We start from the raw sequence: 24,643 nt of genomic DNA, 5'->3' as shown, positions 1-24,643 counted from the left end.
GAGGCATGCCTCGCCCCTACTTCCCATGAAGCCTGACATGGTTCGCCCCTACTTCCCATAAAGCCTGACATGGTTCGCCCCTGCTTCTCAAGAATCCTGATATGCCTTGTGCCTACGTCTCAACAACCCGGAATAGCAGGCAAAAAAAAGCGGTGACCGAAGTCACCGCTTTTCGCATTACCATTATCAGTGGTTATTGAAGCTTGGTTCTCACGCTATTTATTCGCGGAACAGCGCTTCAATATTCAGACCCTGCGCCTGCAGAATTTCACGCAGACGACGCAGGCCTTCAACCTGAATCTGACGTACACGCTCGCGGGTCAAACCAATTTCACGACCCACATCTTCCAGCGTGGCCGCTTCGTAACCTAACAGGCCGAAACGACGTGCCAGCACTTCACGCTGCTTGGCGTTCAGTTCGAACAACCACTTGACGATGCTTTGCTTCATATCATCGTCCTGCGTGGTATCTTCCGGGCCGTTGTCTTTTTCATCGGCCAGGATGTCCAGCAGCGCTTTCTCAGAATCTCCGCCCAGAGGCGTATCGACTGAAGTAATGCGTTCGTTGAGGCGCAGCATCCGGCTCACGTCATCAACAGGCTTATCTAACTTTTCTGCGATCTCTTCCGCACTTGGCTCATGGTCGAGCTTGTGGGAAAGTTCACGCGCAGTACGCAGATAAACATTTAGCTCTTTAACGATATGAATCGGCAGACGAATGGTACGGGTTTGATTCATGATCGCCCGTTCAATAGTCTGACGAATTCACCAGGTGGCGTAAGTAGAGAAACGGAACCCTCTTTCCGGGTCAAATTTTTCTACTGCACGGATCAGGCCGAGGTTACCTTCTTCAATCAGGTCCAGCAGCGCCAGACCACGATTGCTGTAACGACGGGCAATCTTCACCACCAGACGCAGGTTGCTTTCGATCATGCGGCGACGCGATGGCACGTCACCACGGAGTGCACGGCGGGCAAAGAAAACTTCTTCTTCTGCCGTGAGCAATGGAGAATAACCAATCTCTCCTAAGTAGAGCTGCGTAGCATCAAGAACGCGCTGTGTTGCGCCTTGCGACAGCAGCTCTTCTTCTGCTAAATCGTTATCACCAGGTTCATTTCCGACGAGAGCCTTCTCATCAAAAACCTCAGCTCCGTTTTCGTCGAATTCCGCGTCTTCATTTAAATCGTTAACTTTCAGCGTATTCTGGCTCATAAGCGGCTCCTACCCGTGATCCCAAGGGCAGAACACCAAGGTTCTGCCGGATTAACGTTGCGGTAAATAACGCAACGGATTTACGGATTTCCCCTTGTAACGAATTTCAAAGTGCAATCTAACCGAGCTTGTGCCGGTACTGCCCATGGTTGCAATCTTCTGGCCCGCTTTCACTTCTTGTTGTTCACGGACCAGCATCGTATCGTTATGGGCATAAGCACTCAGGTAGTCATCATTATGTTTGATGATAATCAAATTACCGTATCCGCGTAGCGCGTTACCGGCGTACACCACGCGACCGGAGGCGGTGGAAACGACGGACTGACCACGAGATCCCGCGATATCGATACCTTTGTTGCCCCCTTCGGAAGCAGAGAAGTTATCAATGATCTTACCATCTGTTGGCCAACGCCAGCTTCCCACAGGGGTAGTGCTGTCCGTCGTGCTACTTACGGTCGGGGCGGTAACCGGCACTGTTGTCGTTGCAGCAGTTTTACCGGACGAAGGCAGCATTTTGCCTCCACTTTGTGTACCTGAATCCTCAGAATACGTAATTACCGGCTGGTGTGCAACCGTTGCGGTTGTCATTTGCGCACCGGATGGCGGCGTGCTGACACCGCCAGCGGTCGCATCGGCTGCCGTAACCGCATTGCCGCCGGTAATAGGCGTACCAGTACCGTTAGCGACCTGCAGCTGCTGGCCGACGTTGAGGCTGTAAGGCGCGGCGATATTGTTGCGCTGTGCAAGGTCGCGGAAATCGTTGCCGGTAATCCAGGCAATATAGAACAACGTATCGCCGCGTTTCACGGTATAGCTGTCGCCGCCGTAGCTACCTTTCGGAATATTCCCATAACTACGGTTGTAGACGATGTGGCCATTTTCAGTGGTTACGTTCTGCTCAGGGGCGGCAGAAGGGGTGACCATACCGCCAGTAGACGGGGGGCGAGCCGGGGGAATAAACCCGCCGTTGCTGCCGCCGGAACTGGCGCCTGATGCGCTGCTCATCGCGGGATTGCTGCTCATCATGCCGGAGTCATTTCCGCCAACGGAGCTGATGGGGGCCTGCGTGTTATCGCTGCTGGAACAACCTGCCAGCCAAAATCCTACCAATGAAACGGCCGCAATACGGCGCAATTTAAATACTGGGCTTCCCGTGCTCATTAATCCCCCACTTACGGCAATACTTTAACTTCAGAGACGCAACATAGCTGACGGCAGCAAGGCCCGCATGCGCAAATTTAATCAGATACTAACAATATCAATGATGGCGTGCCACGGAACAGTTGTATAGAAATGTCCTGGTTTAATCTGACTCAGGCCAGATCGCCTTTTACCAGCGGCACAAAGCGCACCGCTTCAACATTCTCAATCAGGAACTCATCGCCCTTACGGCGAATACGCTGCAGAACCTGCTGCTCTTCCCCTACCGGCAGCACCATGATGCCGCCCTCGTCGAGCTGTGACATCAGCGCAGTGGGGATCTCCGGCGGCGCGGCGGTGACGATAATCGCATCGAACGGGCCGCGCGATGGCCAGCCAAGCCAGCCATCGCCGTGGCGGGTAGAGACATTATGCAGATCGAGCTGCTTAAGGCGGCGCTTGGCCTGCCACTGCAAACCTTTAATGCGCTCAACCGAGCAGACATGCTCCACCAGATGCGCCAGAATCGCCGTCTGATACCCTGAGCCGGTACCGATCTCCAGCACGCGGGATGCCGGCGTCAGCTCCAGCAGCGCGGTCATTCTGGCGACCGTATAGGGCTGGGAAATGGTCTGCCCGGAACCAATCGGCAAAGCGGTATTTTCCCAGGCTTTATGTTCGAAAGCCTCATCGACGAAACGCTCGCGCGGCACCTCTTCAATCGCCTTTAGCAACCGTTCGTCATCGATGCCCTGCAGGCGCAGCTGCGCCAGCAACGTCTCTATACGACCACTCACCATTGGCGGCTGACCTCAACGCTTTCCAGCCAGGAGGAGACCACTTCCTGTGCGGCATGCGCGGTCAGGTCAACATGCAGAGCGGTCACGGAAACATAGCCTTCATCGACGGCAGCGAAATCGGTTCCCTGGCCGGCATCCAGTTTTTCACCCGGCGGGCCAATCCAGTACATCGTATTGCCGCGCGGGTCCTGCTGGGGAATCGCCCGATCGCTGGGATGGCGGCTGCCGCAGCGCGTCACGCGGATGCCTTTAATTTGATCCAGCGGCAGGTCGGGCACGTTGATATTGAGGATACGCCCGGTGCGCAGCGGCTCACGCTGTAGCGCTTTGAGGATCGAACAGGTCACCGCCGCTGCGGTGTCATAGTGCTGATGCCCGTCCAGCGACACGGCCAGCGCAGGCAGCCCGAGGTGGCGCCCTTCCATCGCGGCAGCGACGGTCCCGGAGTAGATCACGTCATCGCCCAGATTAGGGCCAGCGTTGATGCCTGAGACGACAATGTCCGGCTTTGGCTGCATCAGGGTATTCACCCCAAGATAGACACAGTCCGTCGGCGTGCCCATCTGCACGGCAATATCGCCATTCGGATAGTTAAAGGTCCGCAGCGGCGTCTCCAGCGTCAGCGAATTGGAGGCGCCACTACGGTTGCGATCGGGCGCGACCACCTGCACCTCGGCAAATTCACGCAGGGCGTTCGCCAGTGTCTGGATGCCTGGCGCATGGATACCGTCATCATTACTCAGCAATATGCGCATTTACACCTAACCTGTTGATAATTTTTTTGTACACCTGCCCCGGAAACTGTCTGAAAATTCCCGGGGGTTCCTGGGGCGGCTGAAGGCATTTTAGCTGGATGCGGTGGGTAGTGGTAGGTGTAAATGTCTGGTTAATCATGGTGGCCCGGCGAATGAGCTTACTCATCCACCTCGCTGGCACTGTTCTGCGTCTGCAGCAGTTCGCGCACCACGCTGGTGGCAAAACTGCCTGCCGGTAGCCAGAAATTCATCTCCAGCGTCGCATCATCCTGCCACTCCCAGCGCAAATCACGCGGGATAACCAGCATCGCACGGCGCGCCGCATCAACACGCTCACGATCCATCAGCGCGATCAGCGCTGCTTCACTTGCCAGGCTGTTCTGCTCAAAGGCCAGCGCATCCTCACGCGTGCCCCACTCGCCCGATCCCGGCAGCGGTGCGGTGACGCGCAGCTCATTGTTATCCACGCGCTGCTGCAGGCTCTCCAGCTCTGCGGCTTCCGCCACAAACCAGCTACCGCGCCCGGTCAGCTGCAGTGCATCACCTGCTAACACTTTGCCCAGCGAGCCCTGCTGCGCCAGGCGATCGCTGACCACCTGATTAAACATCGCACTGCGCGCTGCCGACAGAATAAAGCTGCGCTTATTACGCTCGCGCACTTTGATCTCATCCGCCGCCCAGCGTTGGGCCATCGTCAGGTTATTGCCTTCATGACCAAAACGCTGGCTGCCAAAGTAGTTTGGTACGCCGCCCGCAGCGATCCGTTGCAGGCGCTGCTCCACCGCAGCGCGGTCGGAGATCTGGCGCAGGATCAGCGTAAACGCATTGCCCTGTAGCGCACCGGTACGCAGCTTGCGGCGATGACGGGCGCTTTCCAGCACCTGCACGCCGCTCAGTTCAAAGGTGCTGAGATCGGGCGTGACCTTGCCCGGAATACGCAGGCAGAACCACTGCTCGGTGACCGCATGGCGATCTTTCATTCCGGCAAAGCTCACGTCCCGCGGGTGGATCCCGGCAAACTTTGCCAGCGCTTCCGCCACGAAACGGGTGTTGCAGCCGGTTTTACGAATGCGCACCAGCAGCTGTTCACCGTCACCATCCGGCGCGTAGCCAAGGTCTTCAATCACCACGAAATCTTCAGCGTTGGCTTTCAGTACGCCGCTGGCGGTGGGTTGGCCGTACAGCCAGCCCTGAGTGGTTAAATCCATCGTTATGCCTTCATCAACAGCGCAACGGCTTCACAGGCGATGCCCTCGCCGCGCCCGGTGAAGCCGAGCTTTTCAGTGGTGGTCGCCTTAACGTTGACCTCATCCATATGGATCCCGAGATCTTCAGCGATATTGATGCGCATCTGCGGCGAGTGCGGCAGCATTTTTGGCGCCTGAGCAATAATCGTCACGTCGACGTTACCCACGCGATAGCCTTTTTTGGCGATCTGACGCATCGCTTCGCGCAGCAGCTCGCGGCTGTCGGCGCCTTTGTAGGCATCATCGGTGTCCGGGAACAGCTTGCCGATGTCGCCGAGTGCAGCAGCCCCCAGCAGCGCATCCGTCAGCGCGTGCAGCGCCACGTCGCCGTCGGAGTGCGCCAGTAAACCTTTTTCATAGGGGATACGCACGCCGCCAATAATCAGCGGGCCTTCGCCGCCAAAGGCATGTACATCAAAACCGTGTCCGATACGCATCACGCGCACTCCTTAATCTTTGTGTATTTGGGTGAGATAGAATTGCGCCAGCGCGAGGTCTTCCGGGCGCGTCACCTTCAGGTTATCACTGCGGCCGCTGACCAGTTCGGGACGGTAGCCACAGTATTCCAGCGCCGAGGCTTCATCGGTGATGGTGGCGCCTTCCTCAATTGCTTTCAGCAGGCAGTCGCGCAGCAGGGTGAGCGGAAACAGCTGCGGGGTCAGTGCGTGCCACAGCGCTTCACGATCGACGGTGTGGTCGATATCTGCGCGTCCGTGGCTGGCGCGCTTCATGGTATCGCGCACCGGCGCGGCAAGAATGCCACCAACCTGGCTGGTCGCGGTTATCGCCAGCAGGCGGGTTAAGTCAGTGAGGTGCAGACAGGGGCGCGCTGCGTCGTGCACCAGCACCCAATCCGCGCCATCAGCCGCTTGAAGCCCGGCCAGTACCGAATCCGCACGCTGGCCACCGCCGATCACGGTAGTGATGCGCGGATCCCGCGCAGCCGGCAGCTGAGAAAAATGGCTGTCCAGCGGACTCAGGGCAACAATGACGCGCTTTACCGCCGGGTGCGCCAGTAACGCATCCAGGCTATGCTCGAGCAGGGTTTTTCCATCAATGGTGAGATACTGTTTTGGGCATTCTGACAGCATACGGCTGCCGATGCCTGCCGCAGGAACCACGGCAATCACATCCGGGAAGGAGACGATAGGAGTCATGAGTATCGTTACTGGTTAGCGGTTCGACCTTGCTGCGCGTTTCTTCTGTTTTGATCCGGCACAAGGCGATAGAAAGTCTCGCCGGGTTTAATCATCCCCAGCTCATTGCGTGCGCGTTCCTCAATCGCTTCCGAACCGCCGTTAAGATCGTCGATTTCGGCAAACAGCTGATCGTTGCGCGCTTTTAGCTTCGCGTTATTCGCCTGTTGCACCGCAACATCCTCATTAACGCGCGTATAGTCATGAATGCCGTTCTTGCCCAGCCAGAGCGAATATTGCAACCAGCCAAGTAGTACAAGTAACAGCAGCGTAAGTTTTCCCATCCCCGCCCCCTGAAAAACGGCTCAATCATCCCATAACTTTTGGTACGACTCCACACTACAGGTGAAATAGAACCACTTTCTCAGAATACGGCATAAAAACGCGTTAAAAAGCACCAGAAACAGCCCGGCAGCCGCAGGTCGACGGCAAAATTTTGTAACGCAGCGATGCGTTTGTTCATCAACGAGGAGAGGTTACCAGCCGCTGAGCAGCGTGAACAGCAGCCAGAACAGGCAAATCACCAGCAGGGCGGTGATCAGCATCGTCCACAGCAGCTGGCCGCGCAGCAGCACGCTGGTAGCAATACCGACCAGCACCGAGACCGGAAGTAACGCCAGGAAGAAAGGCCAGGTGTAGAGGAAGAAGAACAGCGTGTTGGAACCATACAGCAGGAAAGGTATCGCCAGCGCGACCCACCAGGAAACAAAGCCCACGACACCGCCGGGAAAAGACCATGAGGGCTCTTCGCGTTCGCGTTCGTCTTTTCGTGCCAGCATGGGGGTAACGTTTTGCATAAATATCCCGTTGAAGCTGGGCGGCTTCAGCCTGTTACGCCGTCGCCACCCGATCACCGCCCCCGCAGGGGGCGTTGGCCATAGCCATCTCAGGATTTGATGATATCTCGCTGACGCAGCAGGTCTAATAGCTGAGCGGTTAATTGTGTTACCAATTGTTCGCCATCAAGATGAATATCCGCAGGCTCTGGCGCTTCATACACCGCGTCAATGCCGGTGAAGTTACGCAGCTCTCCGGCACGGGCTTTTTTGTATAACCCCTTTGGATCGCGCGTTTCACAAATCGCCAGCGGCGTGTCAACGAACACCTCGATAAAGCGCCCTTCCCCCAGCATTTCACGCACCATCTGACGCTCGGCGCGGTGCGGAGAGATAAACGCCGTCAGCACCACCAGCCCGGCATCCACCATCAGCTTTGCCACTTCACCGACGCGGCGGATATTCTCTTTGCGGTCATCATCGCTGAAGCCAAGATCGCGGCATAAGCCGTGGCGTACGTTATCGCCGTCCAGCAGATAGGTGCTGACGCCAATCCGGTGCAGCGCCTGCTCCAGCGCCCCGGCCACGGTGGATTTACCGGAGCCTGACAGCCCGGTAAACCACAGCACCGCGCCCTGATGACCGTGCTGCGACTCGCGCTCCTCCCGGCTTACCGGATGGGCGTGCCACACCACATTTTCATCATGCTGCGCCATATTACTTACCGCCCAGCAGGTCGCGGGCATTCCAGTGCGGGAAGTGGCGGCGCACCAGCGCGTTCAGCTCCAGCTCAAAGGCGCTGAAATCGCCGCTGTGCTGCTGCATCTCCTCTGCCAGCGGCTGGCGGATCATGCCTGCGCCCACGGTGACGTTGCTCAGGCGATCGATAAAGATCATCCCGCCGGTTACCGGGTTCTGCTGATAAGCGTCGAGCACCATTGGCTCATCGAAAATGACATCGACCAGGCCAATACCGTTCAGCGGCAGCTGTTGAGCAACGTGCTGCGTCAGGTTATTGATCTCCACCTGATGCTGAATATTTTCGATGCGCACGCGGGTCTTCTTGCCGGCGATTTTGACGTCAAAGCTCTGACCCGGTGACAGCGGCTGTTCCGCCATCCACACCACGTCAACCGCTGCGCCGCGTACCGGCTTAAGATCGGCATCGGCCGCCACCAGCAGATCGCCACGGCTGATATCGATCTCGTCCTTCAGCACCAGGGTAATCGCCTGGCCAGCGGCTGCCTGCTCCAGATCTCCATCAAAGGTGACGATGCGCGCAATGGAAGATTCCACGCCGGACGGCAGCACTTTCACTCGCTGCCCTACCTGCACCACGCCGGAAGCCAGCGTCCCGGCATAGCCGCGGAAGTCGAGGTTCGGGCGGTTGACGTACTGCACCGGGAAACGCATAGGCTGCTGCTCTACCACGCGCTGCACCTCAACGGTTTCCAGCACGTCCAGCAGCGTCGGGCCGCTGTACCAGTTCATCTGCGCACTGGCTGACGCCACGTTTTCGCCTTCCAGCGCCGACAGCGGAACAAAGCGGATATCAAGATTGGCCGGCAGCTGCGCCGCGAAATCAAGGTAGTCCTGTTTGATCTGCTCAAACGTCTCCTGGCTGTAGTTCACCAGGTCCATTTTGTTGACTGCCACCACCAGGTGTTTGATACCCAGCAGCGTCGAGATAAAGCTGTGGCGGCGCGTCTGATCCAGCACGCCTTTGCGCGCATCGATCAGCAGGATCGCCAGGTCGCAGGTTGAGGCCCCCGTCGCCATGTTGCGCGTGTACTGCTCGTGGCCTGGGGTGTCGGCAATGATAAATTTGCGCTTCTCGGTGGAGAAGTAGCGGTATGCCACGTCGATGGTGATGCCCTGCTCGCGCTCGGCCTGCAGGCCATCCACCAGCAGCGCAAGGTCAAGTTTCTCCCCCTGGGTGCCGTGACGCTTACTGTCATTATGCAGCGTGGAGAGCTGGTCTTCATAAATCTGGCGCGTGTCGTGCAGCAGGCGGCCAATCAGCGTGCTCTTGCCGTCGTCGACGCTGCCGCAGGTGAGGAATCGCAGCAGGCTTTTGTGCTGCTGTGCGTGCAGCCAGGCTTCCACCCCGCCCTGATCGGCAATCTGTTGTGCAATGATAGTGTTCATGACGGCTCCTTAGAAATAACCCTGACGTTTCTTCAGCTCCATGGAGCCTGCCTGATCGCGGTCAATCATGCGCCCCTGGCGCTCGCTGGTGGTGGAGACCAGCATCTCTTCAATGATCGAAGGCAGCGTTTGCGCTTCTGACTCCACCGCTCCGGTCAGCGGCCAGCAGCCAAGGGTACGGAAACGCACCATGCGCTGTTCGATCACTTCACCCGGCTGCAGGTCAATGCGATCGTCATCGATCATCATCAGCATACCGTCACGCTCCAGCACCGGGCGCTCGGCGGCCAGATAGAGCGGAACAATTTCAATGTTTTCCAGGAAGATGTACTGCCAGATATCCAGCTCGGTCCAGTTAGAGAGCGGGAACACGCGAATGCTTTCACCTTTATTAATCTGGCCGTTGTAGTTGTGCCACAGCTCAGGACGCTGATTTTTTGGGTCCCAGCGGTGGAAGCGGTCGCGGAAGGAGTAGATACGCTCTTTGGCGCGTGACTTCTCTTCATCACGCCGTGCGCCGCCGAAGGCCGCATCAAAGCCGTACTTATCCAGCGCCTGCTTCAGCCCTTCGGTTTTCATGATGTCGGTATGCTTCGCGCTGCCGTGGACAAACGGGTTAATCCCCATCGCCACCCCTTCCGGGTTACGGTGCACCAGCAGCTCGGCGCCGATGTTTTTCACCATGCGGTCGCGGAACTCGTACATCTCGCGAAATTTCCAGCCGGTATCAACGTGCAGCAGGGGGAAAGGCAGCGTACCCGGGTAGAAGGCTTTACGCGCCAGATGCAGCATCACCGATGAGTCTTTTCCGATGGAGTACATCATCACCGGGTTGCCGAACTCTGCCGCCACTTCGCGAATAATATGGATACTCTCCGCTTCCAGTTGACGCAGATGAGTGAGTCGTTTTTGATCCATAACTTTTCCTCAAGCCAAATTCACAACGGGGGACTCGCGTCCATCCTGCTGCGCTGAATGTTGAAACCACGCCAGCTGCTGATGCAGATTGACCACTTCGCCAATCACTATCAGCGCCGGAGTTGGGGCGTTGCGTGCCAGTTCTTCAAGCTGTTGTAAGGTGCCGGTCAGAACCTGCTGGTCCTGACGGGTGCCGCGGCTGATTACCGCCGCTGGCGTGTGCGGGTCGCGACCGTGAGCGATCAGCTGGCTGGAAATCTCCCCGGCTTTCATTGTTCCCATATACACCGCCAGCGTCTGACTGGCGCGCGCCAGTGATGGCCAGTCCATATCCTCACCGTCTGCACGGCAGTGGCCGGTAATAAACAGGGCGCTCTGCGCGTAATCGCGGTGCGTCAGCGGGATCCCGGCATAAGCGGTGGCGCCCGCTGCGGCGGTGACGCCTGGTACCACCTGGAAGGGAATGCCCGCCGCCATTGCGGCCTGCAGCTCTTCGCCGCCGCGACCAAAGATAAACGGGTCACCGCCTTTGAGGCGCACCACGCGTTTCCCCTGGCGAGCCAGCTCTACCAGCAGGCGATTGGTCTCTTCCTGCGATACGCTGTGCGCATTAGCACGTTTGCCCACGCAGATGCGATCGGCATCGCGGCGCACCAGGTCAAGCACCTCATCGCTGACCAGATGGTCATACAGCACCACGTCCGCCAGCTGCATCACCTGCAAGCCGCGCAGCGTCAGCAGACCGCTGTCGCCCGGGCCCGCACCCACCAGGATTATCTCGCCCTGGGACGCTTCCGGGTCCGTGAGCTGCTGGTCAAGGGTGCGCTTTGCCCCCTCGACATTGCCGGAAGCCACCTGGTTGGCAAACAGGCCGTTAAACGCCTTTTCCCAGAAGCGGCGGCGATCCGACATCATGTTAAAACGTGCTTTGACCTTGTTGCGCCACTGCCCGGCGATTTCTGCCATCTGGCCGAGGTTGGCGGGCAGCAGAGATTCCAGCTTCTCGCGCAGCAGGCGTGCCAGCACGGGCGCCGTACCGCTGGAGGAGATCGCCACCACCAGCGGGGAGCGGTCAACAATAGAAGGGAAAATAAATGAACACTTCGGCTGGTCATCCACCACGTTCGCCAGCAGATGGCGCTCGGTGGCATCGATGAAAACCTGGCCGTTCAAATCGCCGTCGTCGGTTGCGGCAATCACCAGGAATACCCGGTCGAGCTGCGCGGCCTGATACTCTGTCGCCAGCCATTCGATACTGCCGCTGGACTCCAGTGCCGTCAGCTCTTCACACAGCTGCTGTGAGACCACCTGCACGTGTGCTCCGGCGCGGCGCAATAGCTCAATCTTGCGCGCAGCAACATCGCCGCCGCCTACCACCAGCACCGGCTTATGCCTGATATCAGCAAATAAAGGGAGATAATCCACGTGAACCCTGTCTTAAACACGTTAAGTTAAAGGGACTATACGTCCCGGCCAGCAAGCTTATGAAATTACTAATTGGAATGAGTAGTTACTGAATGGAATAACGTCCTGGTAAAGCAGCGAACAAAATGTGCTTAACGGATGATATTTGGGGGCTTTCAGAGAGATTGAAATTGTGTAACCCGCTTCACAATTTCATACTAGCCCGGCAAATATTTTCGCACATTACGTCACAGGATGACGATTAAGGATCGCAAATGTTCACTCTACTGCGTCTGGGAGCGCTGGCAGCGCTGCTCGGCTGCGGCCTCAGTCTGCCAGCTCATGCAGCCAGCCTTAAGAGCGGCAGCATGGCAGAACAGCAGTTACGTCATATCGCCACCTATTTTCCCGGCCGCATGGCGGGCAGCCCGGCAGAGATGCTCACCGCCGACTATTTGCAGCATCAGTTCAGCCAGCTGGGTTACTACAGCGACCAGCGCCGTTTTAATACCCGCTATCAGTATCAATATCAGGACGGGCATCAGGCGTGGCGTAATGTGAATGCCACCTCGGTGATTGCCGCGCGCGAAGGCAAAGTGCCGCAGCAGATTGTGATTATCGCCCACAGCGACAGCTGGATGCCGCACAGCGACAAAGAGATGCAGCAAAATCTCGGGGGACTGAGCGATCAGGGCGTTGATGATAATGCCTCAGGCCTCGGCGTGATGCTGGAACTGGCCGCACGGCTTGCCAGCACGCCGCTGCACTACAGCCTGCGTTTCGTGGCGCTCAGCGGTGAAGAGATTGGCCAGCAGGGCAGCGAAGATTACCTGTCGCGCATGACGCCGGAAGAGAAACATAACACCCTGCTGGTGATTAACCTCGACAGCCTGATTATCGGTAATCAGCTGGCGTTCACCAGCGGCAGCAAAACCCCAAAAGCGGTGATCCAGCAGACGCGCGACCGGGCAATAGCGCTGGCCCACCGCCACGGTATCAGCGCCATCAAACTCAACGCCGCGCAGGAGCAGGGGCCGTTCGATCGCGCAGGCTTCCCGCTGCTGCTGGTGAAGGCCAGCGATGGGGTCAACGGAAAGGCGCCACGGGCAGTCGCTGAGAAATTCCCCACCCTGCTGCGCCATCAGGCACAGCGTGATAATTTGGCCTATATTGACCGCTGGCTGCCGGGCCGCATCACGCGCCGCACGCACGACAGCGTCACCGTGCTGCTGCCGCTGATCCGCGAACTTGCTAATCCTTAAACTCTGGAGTTGCCGATGTATATCGTATTTCTGACCTACACCCGCCCAATGGAAGAAGTTGAAGTGCTGTTAGAGCCGCACCTTGACTGGCTCAATCGTTACTTCACCGCCGGGGCCTTTATCAGCGCTGGACGTAAAGATCCGCGCACCGGTGGCATGATCATGGTAAGGGAAATGGATCGGAAACAGCTGGATGTGATTCTGGCAGAAGACCCCTTCCAGCAGGTCGCCAGCTATGACGTCACCAAAGTGAATATTACCCGCTCCGCGAAGAAGTTTGCCGAGCTGACGGGGATTTGATTTACGCTGGCTGGATCAGCGGGTCGGGCGTGCCCGACCCGTGCAAAAAACCGAGTGCTCAGAATATCCCGACGGGGAGCACGCGTCAGTGCGCAGGGGTGAGGCATGCCTCACCCGGCCGGCATATTACTCGTGCAGCCCACACTCGCGCTTCAGGCCGAAGAAACGGGTCTCTTCTTCTGCCATACCTGGCTCCCACTTGCGCGTGGTGTGGGTGTCGCCCACCGACAGGTAGCCCTGTTCCCACAGCGGGTGATAACCCAGGCCGTGCTGCTGCAGATACTGATAAACCTGGCGGTTATCCCAGTCGATAATCGGCAGCAGCTTAAATACCCCTTTTTTGATCGCCAGCACCGGCAGATGCGCACGGCTGCCGGACTGATCGCGGCGCAGGCCGGCAAACCACGTCTGCGCTTTCAGCGTTTCCAGCGCGCGGTTCATCGGCTCGACCTTGTTGATCTGGTTGTAGCGTTCGATGCCCTCAACGCCCTGCTCCCACAGCTTACCGTAGCGCGCTTCCTGCCATGCCGGGCTGTGCTCAGCACGGAACACCTGCAGGTTAAGATCCAGCTTCTCAGTCAGCTGGTCAATAAACTGGTAGGTCTCCGGAAACAGATAACCGGTATCGGTAAGGATCACCGGAATGCCGGGTTTCTGTTTGTTAACCAGGTGCAGGCTGACCGCCGCCTGAATACCAAAGCTGGAGGTCAGCACCGCTTCGCCCGGCAGATTCTCCAGGCCCCAGATCACCCGATCCTCGGCGGAGAGTTTGTCCAGCTGGTTGTTAATTTTGGCGAGCGCCATCACGCGCTCAACCTTCGGTAACTCGTTCAGTGCAGAGAGATCGAGAACTGCCATATCACGCCTCCATCATTCCCAAAAATCACGGGCCGGATCGAGTACCGGCTTAACCACACCGGCACGGATGGTGAAGTCACCAAAGCCTTCATCGGCTTCACGCTCCTGCGACCAGCGGCCAATCAGTTCATCAAGGGTAGCCAGGATCTGCTCTTCGTTGATGTTTTCACGATACATCCGCGGAATACGCGTCCCGATGCGGTTACCGCCAAGGTGCAGGTTATAGCGGCCCGGCGCCTTGCCTACCAGCCCGATCTCGGCCAGCAGCGCACGGCCACAGCCGTTCGGGCAGCCGGTGACGCGCAGCACAATGTGCTCATCGCCGACGCCGTGCTGAGTCAGGATCCCCTCAACGCGGGTGACAAACTCTGGCAGGAAACGTTCGGCTTCGGCCATCGCCAGCGGGCAGGTCGGAAACGCGACGCAGGCCATCGAGTTTTCACGCTGGTGGCTGACGTTCTCCATCAGGCTATGCGATACCGCCAGCTGTTCAATTTTCTCTTTCTCCGACTCCGGCACGCCCGCGACAATCAGGTTCTGGTTAGCGGTTAAGCGGAAGTCGCCCTGATGGATCTTGGCGATCTCCGCCAGGCCGGTTTTCAGCGGCCGGCCAGGATAGTCAAGAATACGGCCGTTTTCGATAAACAGGGTCAGGTGCCATTTGTTATCGATGCCCTTCACCCAGCCGAAGCGGTCGCCACGCGTGGTAAACGCATAAGGACGGGTCGGCTCAAAGGTGATACCGGCACGGCGTTCAACCTCCGCTTTAAACACCTCAGGACCGACGCGCTCCAGAGTGTATTTGGTCTTGGCGTTTTTACGATCGGTGCGGTTGCCCCAGTCGCGCTGGGTGGTCACCACCGCAGCCGCCACATCGAGGATCTTCTCAACCGGCAGATAGCCGAACTCGGTTGCGGTGCGGGCGTAAGTTGCTTTGTTACCGTGATCGATAGATAAGCCCCCGCCTACCAGCAGGTTGAAGCCGATCAGCTTGCCGTTTTCAGCAATGGCAATAAAGTTCATGTCGTTGGCGTGCAGATCGACATCGTTATGCGGCGGCACCACCACGGTGGTTTTGAACTTACGCGGCAGATAGGTTTCGCCGAGGATCGGCTCCACGTCGGTGGTCGCGACCTTCTCCTGATCCAGCCAGATCTCAGCGTAAGCGCGGGTCTGCGGCAGCAGATGCTCGGAGAGCTTCTTCGCCCACTCGTAGGCTTCCTGATGCAGCTCGGACTCAATCGGGTTTGAGCTGCACAGCACGTTACGGTTCACGTCATTGGCGGTCGCCAGGGCGTCGAGGCCCACTTCATGCAGCATCTGGTGCGCCGGTTTCACGTTGCCTTTCAGTATGCCGTGGAACTGGAAAGTCTGACGGTTGGTCAGACGGATGCTGCCATAAATGGTGTTGTCGGCGGCGAATTTATCAATCGCCAGCCACTGGGTTGGCGTCATAATGCCGCCCGGCAGACGGCAGCGCAGCATCATGGCATGACGTGCGTCCAGCTTCTGCTCGGCGCGCTCGGCACGGATATCGCGGTCATCCTGCTGGTACATACCGTGAAAACGGATCAGCAGGAAGTTATCGCCATTGAAGCCACCGGTCAGACCATCATTCAGGTCTTCTGCGATGCCGCCGCGCAGATAGTTGCTCTCTTTTTTCAGACGCTCGGCGTCAACCAGCTTGCCTTCGACAACCAGCGGTCCTGGATATTTTTCATCGCTCATTAGTACACATCTCGCTGATAACGGCGCTCAATGCGCAGCTCACTCAAAAATTCATCGGCCGATTCGATGTCCATTGCACCAAATTCAGCTACCACTTCCAGTAATGCCTGTTCTACATCTTTCGCCATGCGGTTAGCATCGCCACAGACGTAAATATGCGCGCCCTCTTCAATCCAGCGCCACACTTCCGCCCCTTTGGCGCGGATCTTGTCCTGAACGTAAACTTTATGCTGCTGGTCACGCGACCAGGCTAAATCAATGTGGGTCAGCAGGCCATCTTTGACGTAGCGCTGCCACTCAACCTGGTAGAGGAAGTCTTCAGTAAAGTGCGGATTGCCGAAGAACAGCCAGTTTTTACCGCTGGCGCCATCGTTGTCGCGCTGCTGCATAAAGGCGCGGAACGGGGCGATACCGGTGCCAGGACCAATCATAATCACCGGCGTTTCCGGGTTGGCGGGCAGGCGGAAATTGTCGTTATGCTCGATAAACACGCGGATTTCCGCGTCTTCTTCAAGGCGGTCAGCAAGATAGCTGGATGCCCCACCCGCACGGGCACGCCCTTCAATCTCATAGCGCACCGCGCCCACGGTGATATGCACTTCGCTCTCGCTTTCTGCCTGGGAAGAGGCAATCGAGTAGAGGCGTGGCGTCAGCGGACGCAGCAGGCCGGTCAGCTGTTCGGCATTCAGTTCGGTCGGGGCGAAACGCACCATATCGACAATCGGCGTGTTCTGCGCGAAGTGCTGCAGTCTGGATTTATCGCCGGCCGTTTCCAGCAGCGCTTCATGACGGGAAAGTTTGGCATACTCCGCAACAATCTGCGGGGTATTCACCGTCAGTTCATAATGTTTTTGCAGCGCTTCAGCAAGCGTCAGGGTGCTGCCATCAACGGTAACGCTCTCGTCACCTTTCAGCCACAGCAGCTCCAGCAGTTCCTGCACCAGCGCGGCATCGTTCTCAAACCAGACGCCAAGCGCATCGCCCGGCTGGTAGCGCAGGCCGGAATCGCCAAGGTCGATTTCAATGTGGCGCACGTCCTTATCGGAGTCGCGGCCGGTAATTTTCTGGTTCACCGCCAGGCTGGCGGTCAGCGGCGCTTCTTTACTGTACGGGCTGCTGTGAATTTCATTCACGCTGCCCGCCGCGGCTGCCGCTGACTGGGTGGCGCTGGCATCCGGCACGCGTGCCTTGAGGATCTCAACGACCTGTTTGCGCCAGGCTTCCGCCTGCGCCGCGTACTCCACGTCGGCATCCACGCGTTCTAACAGGCGCTCACCGCCCAGCTCAGCCAGCTTGCCGTCGAAATCCTTCCCGGCCTGGCTGAAGAACTCATATGAGGTATCGCCAAGGCCGAACACCGCAAAGGCGCTGCCGTCCATTTTTGGCGCTTTTTTCGACATCAGGAATTTATGCAGCGCCACCGCCTCTTCCGGCGGTTCGCCTTCCCCCTGAGTGGAGGTCACTACCACCAGCAGTTTTTCCTGGCCAATCTGCTTGAACTTGTAGTCGCCGGCATTCACCAGGTTTACGTTAAGTTTGGCGGCCAGCAGGTCATCGCGCAGCTGTTCAGAGAGCCGGCGGGCATTGCCGGTCTGAGAAGCGGAAAGAATAGTGATGGTGGGTGCTTCAACCGCAGCAGGCGCCGCCGCAACAGCACTACCCGGCGCCTGGTTAACCATGCCCCAGAAATAACCGGAAAGCCACGCCAGTTGGGTCGCTGAATAATCACCGGTGGCTGCCTGCAAGCGGGCGAGCTGGTCCGGGTTTAACGGAAGCAAGTTATTGGGAGCCTGAGTCGTCATTGCGTTGAAAATTCCACAGTCGAAGTTCTATAGCAACAGGGTAAGGGCAAGCATAATAACCCTTAAATAAGGGTTGGAAATAATTAATAACCAAAATGACTAAACGGTTTTTCGGGTAAGCGTTAGCAGCAAAACAGATTAATCATCGTGTTATTTTTCAACGAGTTGGAAGCGTCACCATTTGATAACACTTTCACTTACTGCCAATAGCTGTGAAACGGGTGCGAAAAAAGCTGTTTTCCGGTATCCTGCGGCGGTTTTTAAGACAAAGACTGAGACTGCAATTATGGCGACCACGCTATTTAAAGATTTTCAATTTGAAGCCGCGCACCACCTGCCAAACGTGCCAGCCGGGCACAAATGCGGCCGCCTGCACGGGCATTCGTTTATGGTCCGGCTGGAAATTACAGGCGAAGTGGACGCGCATACCGGTTGGGTGATGGATTTCTCAGAGATCAAAGCGGCCTTTAAGCCGGTCTACGATCGTCTGGATCACTACAATCTTAACGATATTCCGGGCCTTGAGAACCCGACCAGCGAAGTACTGGCTGCCTGGATCTGGCAGCAGATGAAACCGGTGCTGCCGCTGCTTAGCGCGGTAATGGTGAAAGAAACCTGCACGGCTGGCTGCGTGTATCGCGGTTAAATGGTGGGCGAGGCATGCCTCGCCCCTGGATCCCTCGTTGTCATCTTCTGCTATCTCTGCACCTGTTCCCCACGAAACCACTCTGCCAGAAAATCCAGCAGCGCCCGCAGGCGCGGTGGCTGATGCTGGCGTGAGGTATAAATCGCATACAGCCCCAGCTCCTCTAACTGATACTGCGGCAGCAGCGCGACCAGCTGACCGCTGGCGAGCAAGGGAGTTACGCTGTAGGTTGGCTGCATTGAGATGCCCACGCCTGCCAGCGTCGCTGACAGCAGCATCACGGAGTCATTGGCACTCACATTACCACTGACTGCCACCGCCTGCTTTTCCCCCCCCTGACTGAAATGCCACAGGCTTTTGCCGAAGTGCGAATAACACAGGCAGTTGTGCTGCGCCAGCTGCGCCGGAAGCTGCGGCGTTCCCGCCTGCTCCAGATAAGCGGGTGACGCGCAAATCACCGAGCGGCAGGTATCCAGCCGGCGCGCGATCGCATTCGGGTCAAGCTGCGCCGTGATTCGAAGCGCCAGATCGAGACGTTCCTCTATCAGATTGACCCGCTCATTGCTGATGTGCAGATCGATATGCACCTGCGGGTGCCGCTGCTGGAATACCTCGATCGCCCTCATCAATACGCTCTGCCCGAGTGACAGCGAGCAGGAGATGCGCAGGCGGCCCGACAGCGCCTGGCCCTGCGGCGGCGGGCTGTGCTCTATCTCCTGCGCCAGCGCGATAATCTGCTCACAGCGAACCAGCGCATGTTCTCCGGCCGGGGTCAGACTCAGTCGGCGCGTACTGCGGTGGAGCAGGCGCGCCCCTGACCAGCTTTCCATCTGGGTAAGATAGCGGGTGACCATCGCTCGCGACATATCAAGGGTGAGCGCCGCGGCGGACAGGCTGCCGCGTTGAACAATGGTAATAAAGACGTGGGCTGCAGTGAGGCGATCCATGATTTGTCCGTTTTATGCAACAATCTGTTGCCTGATAGTCGGTTTATCTGCTGATTTATGCAACTTAAACTGGTTCTTTTCAGGCTTAAGGTGCCCATTATGAAAGCTCGTCTTACTCTGTTGCTGGCTATTGCTGCCAGCGCTCCACTTTATGCGGCTGAATCACTGAAGCTGGAAGTTTATAACCCTGGCGAATCGAGTATCTTTGCGGTCTCCAGCGAAATTATCTCCGGCCCGCGTGAAGTGGTGCTGATTGACGCCCAGTTTCAGCGCAATGATGCCGAAGCACTGGTAAAACGCATCAAAGCAACCGGCAAGCAGTTGACCACGGTGTTTATCAGCCAGTCCGATCCGGACTACTACTTCGGCCTTGAAACCATCCATAACGCTTTCCCGCAGGCAAAAATCCTTGCCACTGCCGCCACGGTCGATCTGATAAAACAGACTAAAGATGGCAAGCTGGCATTCTGGGGGCCGAAGATGGCGGAGAATGCCCCGCGGTCGCTGATTGTCCCGCAGGTACTGGAGGGTCACACGCTCAAGGTTGACGGCGAGGTTATTGAAGTGAAAGGGATCGATGGCCCGCAGCCGCAGAATAGCTGGCTGTGGATCCCAACGCTAAAAACCGCGCTGGGGGGCGTGCTGGTATCAGGCAATAATATTCACGTCTGGCTGGCGGACGCGCAATCGGCCGAAGAGCGCGCCGTCTGGCAGCAGAAGCTGGAGGATATCAAAGCCCTGCGACCACTGCGGGTGATCCCGGGCCATTTCCTGCCCGGCGCGGCAGAAACGATAACTTCGGTAAACTTTACTCAGCGCTATCTGCAGGCTGCGGAAAAGAACCTTGCCAAAAGTCAGGACTCGCGCGCGTTTATTGCCGCAATGAACGCGCAATATCCGCAGCTGAAGGATACATCCAGCCTGGAATTAAGCGCTAAGGTACTGAAAGGCGAAATGAAGTGGCCGATGTAGGCCATTGATAGCGGGCCGATCATCGAAACGATCGGCCCGAAAGAGGGTTAATCAGGCAATATTCAGATATTTATGGGTCTGCATCGACAGGCGCCAGTTACGCGCAATGCAGGTTTCGATGCACAGCCTGGTCGCATCGTCTTTCTGGCTGATCGGCTGCAGCGCGATAATCCGCGTTTTATCATCGCTGAGCGTCGCCAGCAAATCGTCCAACGCGTCAACATCACGCTGGCGTGCTACCGGGTGCTTCACTTCGTCGGCGCGGATTAATGCCTGGTTCAGCACATCGTAACCGCCGCGCATATTCACCTTCGGTGAGACCGTAACCCAGGTTTCCGGGGTACAGAGCACCTCGTGGGTCCCGCTGGTTTCAATCTGGCAGCTAAAGCCATTCTCCTGCAATGCTGCGGTCAACGGCGTCAGATCGTGAATACAGGGTTCACCACCGGTAATCACGACATGCTTAGCCGTCCAACCGTGCTGACGGATAACCTCAAGCAGAGCCGCCGCATCCGCCGCGCCCCAGGCATCGGTTTCTACGGTTTTCAGGAGAATATCCCCCAGCGAGGTTTCCCGATCGGCCAGCTTATCCCAGGTGTGTTTGGTATCACACCAGCTGCAGCCCACCGGGCATCCCTGCAGGCGGATAAAAATTGCCGGCACGCCGGTGTAAACACCTTCGCCCTGCAACGTCTGGAACATTTCATTTATCGGGTACTGCATGCACATCTCGACTGGCGGCTAAATTAAGGGCGCAGATTATGGCAGATTGACGGGATAAGGCCAATCACACTGTGCTTTTTCCCGCCATCAGACGTTAAAAGGTCTCCCAGCTGCCTTCATCGCTGGCCGTTACCTGGCGCGGAGCCGTCAGCTTTAGCGGCTTTTGCACCTTAACAGCGGGCGCCGTCAGGCTCTTTGCCTGATGCTGGCTGATTTTAAACACCGCTACCGCCTGCGACAAACGGCCCGCCTGCTCCTCCAGTGAGGCTGAAGCGGCTGCGGACTCCTGCACCAGCGCGGCGTTTTGCTGCGTCACGCGGTCCATCTCGGTAACTGCCTGACCAATCTGGTCGATACCGCGGCTCTGTTCGTCGCTGGCGGAGGAGATCTCCCCCATAATGTCGGTGACGCGCACCACCGCACTCACGATGTCGTTCATGGTCTCCCCGGCGGTGGTAACCTGCTGGGAACCAGCATCCACGCGGCTTGCGGAGGCTTCAATCAGCCCTTTAATCTCTTTCGCCGCCTGAGCGCTGCGCTGCGCCAGATTACGCACTTCCCCCGCCACCACGGCAAATCCACGCCCCTGCTCACCGGCACGCGCGGCTTCCACCGCGGCATTAAGCGCCAGAATATTGGTCTGGAAGGCGATGCCGTCGATCACGCTGGTGATATCAGCAATCTTTTTGGAGCTGTCGGCAATTTCGCTCATGGTTTTCACCACGCCATTGACCACACGCCCGCCCTTTTCTGCCGTTTCTGACGCGCTTTTTGCCAGTGATGAGGCCTGACGCGCATTTTCGGCGTTCTGCTTCACGGTCGCCGTCAGCTCTTCCATGCTGGCTGCAGTCTGCTCCAGCGAGGCAGCCTGCTGCTCGGTGCGCGACGAGAGGTCGTTGTTGCCCTGCGAGATTTCGCTGGCGCCGGTGTAGATGGCGTTAGCGCTGTCGCGCACGTTGCTCACGGTGCCGATCAGCGACTGCTGCATCTGCGTCAGACCCTCAGCCAGCAGCCCCATTTCACTGCGCCCTGCCACCACCAGCGTTTCTGACAGGTCACCGGAGGCGATGCGCTGAATATGTTCCAGCAGCTGTTTCAGCGGCGTCAGCAGCACGCGTTTAATCACCATCCAGACGGCAATAACCAGCAGCACCAGACTCAGTACCACCAGCGCCAGCGTCCACACCATATTACGATAACCTTGCTGGTTATCTTCGGTGCCGGTCTGCAGCAGTTTGCCATTCTGGACGCGCCAGGTATCGTAACTTTTTTCCAGATTATCCTGGGCTTCCTGCGCTTCCAGATTGCCGTAAGCCTGATAGTTATTGGCACCCAGATATTGCACTGACATTTTTAACGTTTCGGAAAATTGCTGATAGTGCTGCTCAACGGTGTTCGCAAGCTGTTCATTTTCGCCAACCTGCATCGGGAAGCTTTTATAACGGGCGAAGTGCTGGTTCGCATCATCCAGCGTCTCCTGTGCCTGGCTCAGCAGCTTACTGATGGCGGCCAGGGACTTCTCGTCCGTCTGATTTTTCAGCATGCGGATGGCCACACGGTTAATCGTGACGCGGGTCTTAACCAGCGTCTGCCACGCGTCGCTCAGCTGCCCCTGCTGCTGGGTCAGGATAGTGGCGCGGGTAAAATTATCCTTGTCCTTGCTGATGGCATTAAACGACAGCGCGCTGGAAACCAGCAGCAGCGTGCTGAAAATGAGCAGCATAATGATAATGCTGGTAACGACTTTGATATTTTTAAGCATGATGCCCACTCTGTAATAGGAAAACTCCTGGTACAGGTAGTATCGGCATAAGATGATTCTTACTTAAATTAATTACAAAAACCCCCGACGGCTGCCGGGGGTGGCGGGTTACATAAAGTTTTTGTCGTGCATCTGAATCATCGCCTGCTTTGCCACATCTTTCGCTCCGCTGAGGGTGAAATGGCCGTAATCGTTAGAGAGCGGATGGCCGTCGGAGGCGATTCCCCGGCAGACGTTACCCGGGCAGACAATCGAGTAGACCGAGATATAGCGCGTCCCCTGCGCCAGCATTGCCGCGTTCATCTGCGCATCCGTTGCACGCACCTCTTTCTTGACGGAGGAGGCGACCAGATCTTTGCGACCGTCGGTCTGATAGGCCAGCAGGTCCGGCAGGGCTTCGGTGTACTCCACGGTCGGCCCCATCACGATGATGTTATCCGAACGCGTTTTCAAATGGTCGAGCGTGGCGCGCAGCGGCGCAATATCTTCCGCTGCCCAGCGCGCGGAAATAATCACGCCATCAATTTTATGCTCGGGTATCCACTGGTCATACACGTAATCCACCAGCTCGCTGCACGGATTGCGCAGAGACTGCCTGGAGAGCGGCTTACAGCCCGCCGAGGTCGCCTGGATAACATTGATGTCACTGCCTGCCGCCAGGCTGACAGCACGCCACAGGTGCGCCGCATGGCTGTCACCGATCATCACGTAGTTCTTCTTTTCCGGCACGGTTTGCAGGCAGAACTGGCGGTCAAACGGTTTGTCCTCATGGCTTTTGCCATCGACAAAGCACTGCCCGCGACGGTATTGATAGTCAAACTCCGGCATTTTGCTGTACTGCGCATACTGCGCCAGCGACAGCGCCTGCGCTGAGAACTGCCCGGAGCCGTTGCTGAGATGGCCCTTATAGATCGCCCCGGCAGACATCACCGCCAGGCCAACCACCGATGCGGTCACAATACGCCCGGGGGAAACCCAGGCCAGTTTGTAGCGGAAAGGTATTTCAATCAGATAGCGTGACGCAATCGCCAGGGCAAACGTCAGGCCAAGGATCGTCAGCTCGCGCACGCCCGGCTCGAAGTTAAAGAACATGCGCGCATAGACGATAATTGGCCAGTGCCAGAGGTACAGGCAGTAGGAGATCATGCCGATATAGACGATCGGCTTCAGGGCCAGCACGCGCGAGACCACTGACTGCTGGCCGGCAAGGATAATCAGGAAGCTACCGACGCAGGGCCACAGCGCATTCCACCCCGGGAAAGGCATATCGGTATTCAGCTGGAAGAAGCCGTAGAGGATCAGCGCCAGCCCGGTCAGACTCATGCCGTGCTTCAACCCGGCGGTTAAGCGCGCCGTTTTTGCTTCCAGCCCGGCAACCGCAATAATCCCCCCCAGCGCCAGTTCCCAGGCGCGGGTTGGCAGCATGTAAAAGGTAAATGTCGGCTTGCGGGTCACGCCATAGATACTCAGCAGCAGCGAGGCGACAATGACCAGCAGCATCACCTGCGTCGTGCGGCTGCGGAACAGGCGCACCACCCACAGCAGTACGATAGGGAAGAGGATATAGAACTGCTCTTCAACCGCCAGCGACCAGGTGTGCAGCAGGGGTTTCAGATCGGCCGGGCCGTCAAAGTAACCGGTGGTTTTCCAGAAGAAGATGTTAGAGGCGGAGAGCAGCGCCGCCAGAGCACTGTTGCTCAGGTCGCTAAACTGCGCGGGTAGCAGATGGTAATAACCAAAGACAAGCGTAGCCAGCAGCACCACAAACAGCGGCGGCAGAATGCGCAGGCAGCGGCGCTTATAAAAGTCGAGGTAAGAGAAATTTCCCGCCATCGCGTTGTTATAGATAATCCCGCAGATCAGATAGCCTGAAATGACGAAGAAAATATCCACCCCGGTGAAGCCGCCGGGTATACCACCCATCCCCATGTGGTACGCAATAACGGGCAGTACGGCGAGTGCGCGTAGCCCGTCAACATCAGCACGGTATTTCATTTTCACGTTCCCGATTACAAATAGTACCAGGAATTTACACAAAATTACCGAA

Annotated in this window: 23 protein-coding genes and 1 pseudogene; 4 read left to right on the top strand and 20 right to left on the bottom strand. The window is 57.5% G+C overall.

Features of this window, described 5'->3' with window-relative positions; translation table 11 throughout:
- Positions 1 to 219: 219 nt before the first annotated feature.
- The 13 genes and pseudogenes from rpoS to cysG form a co-directional block, all read right to left on the bottom strand.
- Positions 220 to 1,212 (bottom strand): annotated as a pseudogene (rpoS, locus tag QLG07_RS11515) (RNA polymerase sigma factor RpoS).
- 51 nt (positions 1,213 to 1,263) lie between these two features.
- Positions 1,264 to 2,373, bottom strand: a complete 1,110-nt coding sequence (gene nlpD, locus QLG07_RS11510) for a murein hydrolase activator NlpD (RefSeq protein ID WP_048917114.1) — start codon at positions 2,371 to 2,373, stop codon at positions 1,264 to 1,266.
- A gap of 152 nt (positions 2,374 to 2,525) precedes the next feature.
- Positions 2,526 to 3,152 (bottom strand): protein-L-isoaspartate(D-aspartate) O-methyltransferase, encoded by a 627-nt coding sequence (locus tag QLG07_RS11505; protein ID WP_282469250.1) that lies wholly within the window; start codon positions 3,150 to 3,152, stop codon positions 2,526 to 2,528.
- Positions 3,146 to 3,907, bottom strand: coding sequence for a 5'/3'-nucleotidase SurE (gene surE / locus QLG07_RS11500; RefSeq protein WP_048917116.1), 762 nt, complete (start codon positions 3,905 to 3,907; stop codon positions 3,146 to 3,148). Before surE ends, QLG07_RS11505 begins: the two co-directional genes overlap by 7 nt.
- Before the next feature lie 158 nt (positions 3,908 to 4,065).
- Positions 4,066 to 5,115: a tRNA pseudouridine(13) synthase TruD gene (truD, locus tag QLG07_RS11495; RefSeq protein WP_282469249.1), complete on the bottom strand. Its 1,050-nt coding sequence runs from the start codon at positions 5,113 to 5,115 to the stop codon at positions 4,066 to 4,068.
- Positions 5,116 to 5,117: 2 nt separating this feature from the next.
- A complete protein-coding gene (gene ispF, locus QLG07_RS11490; RefSeq protein WP_048917120.1) occupies positions 5,118 to 5,591 on the bottom strand; it encodes a 2-C-methyl-D-erythritol 2,4-cyclodiphosphate synthase in 474 nt (157 codons plus the stop codon).
- A gap of 12 nt (positions 5,592 to 5,603) precedes the next feature.
- The gene (ispD, locus tag QLG07_RS11485) at positions 5,604 to 6,311 is read right to left on the bottom strand and encodes a 2-C-methyl-D-erythritol 4-phosphate cytidylyltransferase (protein WP_048917121.1); all 708 of its coding nucleotides are present in this window, start codon (positions 6,309 to 6,311) and stop codon (positions 5,604 to 5,606) included.
- An 8-nt stretch (positions 6,312 to 6,319) separates the two neighbouring features.
- Positions 6,320 to 6,634: a cell division protein FtsB gene (gene ftsB, locus QLG07_RS11480; RefSeq protein ID WP_048917122.1), complete on the bottom strand. Its 315-nt coding sequence runs from the start codon at positions 6,632 to 6,634 to the stop codon at positions 6,320 to 6,322.
- Between the two features lie 192 nt (positions 6,635 to 6,826).
- Positions 6,827 to 7,147 (bottom strand): DUF3561 family protein, encoded by a 321-nt coding sequence (locus tag QLG07_RS11475; protein WP_048917123.1) that lies wholly within the window; start codon positions 7,145 to 7,147, stop codon positions 6,827 to 6,829.
- Between the two features lie 89 nt (positions 7,148 to 7,236).
- A complete protein-coding gene (gene cysC, locus QLG07_RS11470; protein ID WP_048917124.1) occupies positions 7,237 to 7,842 on the bottom strand; it encodes an adenylyl-sulfate kinase in 606 nt (201 codons plus the stop codon).
- A 1-nt stretch (position 7,843) separates the two neighbouring features.
- The gene (cysN, locus tag QLG07_RS11465; RefSeq protein ID WP_282469248.1) at positions 7,844 to 9,274 is read right to left on the bottom strand and encodes a sulfate adenylyltransferase subunit CysN; all 1,431 of its coding nucleotides are present in this window, start codon (positions 9,272 to 9,274) and stop codon (positions 7,844 to 7,846) included.
- 9 nt (positions 9,275 to 9,283) lie between these two features.
- Positions 9,284 to 10,192 carry a sulfate adenylyltransferase subunit CysD gene (gene cysD / locus QLG07_RS11460; RefSeq protein WP_048917126.1) on the bottom strand — a complete coding sequence of 303 codons (909 nt, stop codon included), beginning with the start codon at positions 10,190 to 10,192 and terminating at the stop codon, positions 9,284 to 9,286.
- Between the two features lie 9 nt (positions 10,193 to 10,201).
- Positions 10,202 to 11,617: a siroheme synthase CysG gene (cysG, locus tag QLG07_RS11455; RefSeq protein WP_133622883.1), complete on the bottom strand. Its 1,416-nt coding sequence runs from the start codon at positions 11,615 to 11,617 to the stop codon at positions 10,202 to 10,204.
- Between the two features lie 254 nt (positions 11,618 to 11,871).
- On the opposite strand from cysG, the gene QLG07_RS11450 reads away from it, so the two are divergent.
- Both QLG07_RS11450 and QLG07_RS11445 read left to right on the top strand, forming a co-directional pair.
- Positions 11,872 to 12,858: an aminopeptidase gene (locus QLG07_RS11450; protein WP_282469247.1), complete on the top strand. Its 987-nt coding sequence runs from the start codon at positions 11,872 to 11,874 to the stop codon at positions 12,856 to 12,858.
- A 15-nt stretch (positions 12,859 to 12,873) separates the two neighbouring features.
- Entirely contained in the window at positions 12,874 to 13,158 is a 285-nt protein-coding gene (locus QLG07_RS11445) for a YciI family protein (protein ID WP_282469246.1), read from the top strand.
- 126 nt (positions 13,159 to 13,284) lie between these two features.
- Here QLG07_RS11445 and QLG07_RS11440 read toward each other — a convergent pair whose 3' ends face one another.
- From QLG07_RS11440 to cysJ, 3 genes are read right to left on the bottom strand one after another with little or no spacing between them, the layout of a single operon-like run.
- Entirely contained in the window at positions 13,285 to 14,016 is a 732-nt protein-coding gene (locus tag QLG07_RS11440) for a phosphoadenylyl-sulfate reductase (RefSeq protein WP_048917130.1), read from the bottom strand.
- Between the two features lie 12 nt (positions 14,017 to 14,028).
- Positions 14,029 to 15,744 (bottom strand): assimilatory sulfite reductase (NADPH) hemoprotein subunit, encoded by a 1,716-nt coding sequence (gene cysI / locus QLG07_RS11435; protein WP_282469245.1) that lies wholly within the window; start codon positions 15,742 to 15,744, stop codon positions 14,029 to 14,031.
- A complete protein-coding gene (gene cysJ, locus QLG07_RS11430) occupies positions 15,744 to 17,546 on the bottom strand; it encodes an NADPH-dependent assimilatory sulfite reductase flavoprotein subunit (RefSeq protein WP_282469244.1) in 1,803 nt (600 codons plus the stop codon). Before cysJ ends, cysI begins: the two co-directional genes overlap by 1 nt.
- Before the next feature lie 286 nt (positions 17,547 to 17,832).
- Between cysJ and queD the strand changes: the two genes are divergently transcribed.
- Complete coding sequence (queD, locus tag QLG07_RS11425) at positions 17,833 to 18,192, top strand: 6-carboxytetrahydropterin synthase QueD (protein WP_048917133.1); 360 nt, start codon at positions 17,833 to 17,835, stop codon at positions 18,190 to 18,192.
- 50 nt (positions 18,193 to 18,242) lie between these two features.
- On the opposite strand, the gene QLG07_RS11420 is transcribed toward queD, so the two are convergent.
- Positions 18,243 to 19,139, bottom strand: a complete 897-nt coding sequence (locus tag QLG07_RS11420; RefSeq protein WP_191149893.1) for a LysR family transcriptional regulator — start codon at positions 19,137 to 19,139, stop codon at positions 18,243 to 18,245.
- A gap of 99 nt (positions 19,140 to 19,238) precedes the next feature.
- Between QLG07_RS11420 and QLG07_RS11415 the strand changes: the two genes are divergently transcribed.
- Complete coding sequence (locus QLG07_RS11415; protein WP_282469243.1) at positions 19,239 to 20,111, top strand: MBL fold metallo-hydrolase; 873 nt, start codon at positions 19,239 to 19,241, stop codon at positions 20,109 to 20,111.
- Positions 20,112 to 20,162: 51 nt separating this feature from the next.
- Here the strand turns inward: QLG07_RS11415 and queE are convergent, their stop codons facing one another.
- The 3 genes from queE to QLG07_RS11400 form a co-directional block, all read right to left on the bottom strand.
- On the bottom strand, positions 20,163 to 20,834 hold the full coding sequence (gene queE / locus QLG07_RS11410) for a 7-carboxy-7-deazaguanine synthase QueE (protein WP_048917138.1): 672 nt from the start codon (positions 20,832 to 20,834) through the stop codon (positions 20,163 to 20,165).
- 94 nt (positions 20,835 to 20,928) lie between these two features.
- On the bottom strand, positions 20,929 to 22,596 hold the full coding sequence (locus QLG07_RS11405; RefSeq protein WP_048917136.1) for a methyl-accepting chemotaxis protein: 1,668 nt from the start codon (positions 22,594 to 22,596) through the stop codon (positions 20,929 to 20,931).
- Positions 22,597 to 22,704: 108 nt separating this feature from the next.
- The gene (locus QLG07_RS11400) at positions 22,705 to 24,591 is read right to left on the bottom strand and encodes an acyltransferase family protein (protein ID WP_282469242.1); all 1,887 of its coding nucleotides are present in this window, start codon (positions 24,589 to 24,591) and stop codon (positions 22,705 to 22,707) included.
- Positions 24,592 to 24,643: the final 52 nt, after the last annotated feature.

The organism is Erwinia sp. V90_4 (assembly GCF_029967685.1).
Taxonomy (GTDB): domain Bacteria; phylum Pseudomonadota; class Gammaproteobacteria; order Enterobacterales; family Enterobacteriaceae; genus Erwinia; species Erwinia aphidicola.
Note: the sequence above shows the minus strand (reverse complement) of the source record. Positions and strands in the feature narration are given on the sequence as shown.

Excerpts from the sequence above, each read along its gene's own strand:
- nlpD (WP_048917114.1), bottom strand. The coding sequence starts at position 2,373 with ATGAGCACGGGAAGCCCAGTATTTAAATTGCGCCGTATTGCGGCCGTT.
- QLG07_RS11505 (WP_282469250.1), bottom strand. The coding sequence starts at position 3,152 with ATGGTGAGTGGTCGTATAGAGACGTTGCTGGCGCAGCTGCGCCTGCAG.
- surE (WP_048917116.1), bottom strand. The coding sequence starts at position 3,907 with ATGCGCATATTGCTGAGTAATGATGACGGTATCCATGCGCCAGGCATC.
- truD (WP_282469249.1), bottom strand. The coding sequence starts at position 5,115 with ATGGATTTAACCACTCAGGGCTGGCTGTACGGCCAACCCACCGCCAGC.
- ispF (WP_048917120.1), bottom strand. The coding sequence starts at position 5,591 with ATGCGTATCGGACACGGTTTTGATGTACATGCCTTTGGCGGCGAAGGC.
- ispD (WP_048917121.1), bottom strand. The coding sequence starts at position 6,311 with ATGACTCCTATCGTCTCCTTCCCGGATGTGATTGCCGTGGTTCCTGCG.
- ftsB (WP_048917122.1), bottom strand. The coding sequence starts at position 6,634 with ATGGGAAAACTTACGCTGCTGTTACTTGTACTACTTGGCTGGTTGCAA.
- QLG07_RS11475 (WP_048917123.1), bottom strand. The coding sequence starts at position 7,147 with ATGCAAAACGTTACCCCCATGCTGGCACGAAAAGACGAACGCGAACGC.
- cysC (WP_048917124.1), bottom strand. The coding sequence starts at position 7,842 with ATGGCGCAGCATGATGAAAATGTGGTGTGGCACGCCCATCCGGTAAGC.
- cysN (WP_282469248.1), bottom strand. The coding sequence starts at position 9,274 with ATGAACACTATCATTGCACAACAGATTGCCGATCAGGGCGGGGTGGAA.
- cysD (WP_048917126.1), bottom strand. The coding sequence starts at position 10,192 with ATGGATCAAAAACGACTCACTCATCTGCGTCAACTGGAAGCGGAGAGT.
- QLG07_RS11450 (WP_282469247.1), top strand. The coding sequence starts at position 11,872 with ATGTTCACTCTACTGCGTCTGGGAGCGCTGGCAGCGCTGCTCGGCTGC.
- QLG07_RS11445 (WP_282469246.1), top strand. The coding sequence starts at position 12,874 with ATGTATATCGTATTTCTGACCTACACCCGCCCAATGGAAGAAGTTGAA.
- QLG07_RS11440 (WP_048917130.1), bottom strand. The coding sequence starts at position 14,016 with ATGGCAGTTCTCGATCTCTCTGCACTGAACGAGTTACCGAAGGTTGAG.
- cysI (WP_282469245.1), bottom strand. The coding sequence starts at position 15,744 with ATGAGCGATGAAAAATATCCAGGACCGCTGGTTGTCGAAGGCAAGCTG.
- cysJ (WP_282469244.1), bottom strand. The coding sequence starts at position 17,546 with ATGACGACTCAGGCTCCCAATAACTTGCTTCCGTTAAACCCGGACCAG.
- queD (WP_048917133.1), top strand. The coding sequence starts at position 17,833 with ATGGCGACCACGCTATTTAAAGATTTTCAATTTGAAGCCGCGCACCAC.
- QLG07_RS11420 (WP_191149893.1), bottom strand. The coding sequence starts at position 19,139 with ATGGATCGCCTCACTGCAGCCCACGTCTTTATTACCATTGTTCAACGC.
- QLG07_RS11415 (WP_282469243.1), top strand. The coding sequence starts at position 19,239 with ATGAAAGCTCGTCTTACTCTGTTGCTGGCTATTGCTGCCAGCGCTCCA.
- queE (WP_048917138.1), bottom strand. The coding sequence starts at position 20,834 with ATGCAGTACCCGATAAATGAAATGTTCCAGACGTTGCAGGGCGAAGGT.
- QLG07_RS11405 (WP_048917136.1), bottom strand. The coding sequence starts at position 22,596 with ATGCTTAAAAATATCAAAGTCGTTACCAGCATTATCATTATGCTGCTC.
- QLG07_RS11400 (WP_282469242.1), bottom strand. The coding sequence starts at position 24,591 with ATGAAATACCGTGCTGATGTTGACGGGCTACGCGCACTCGCCGTACTG.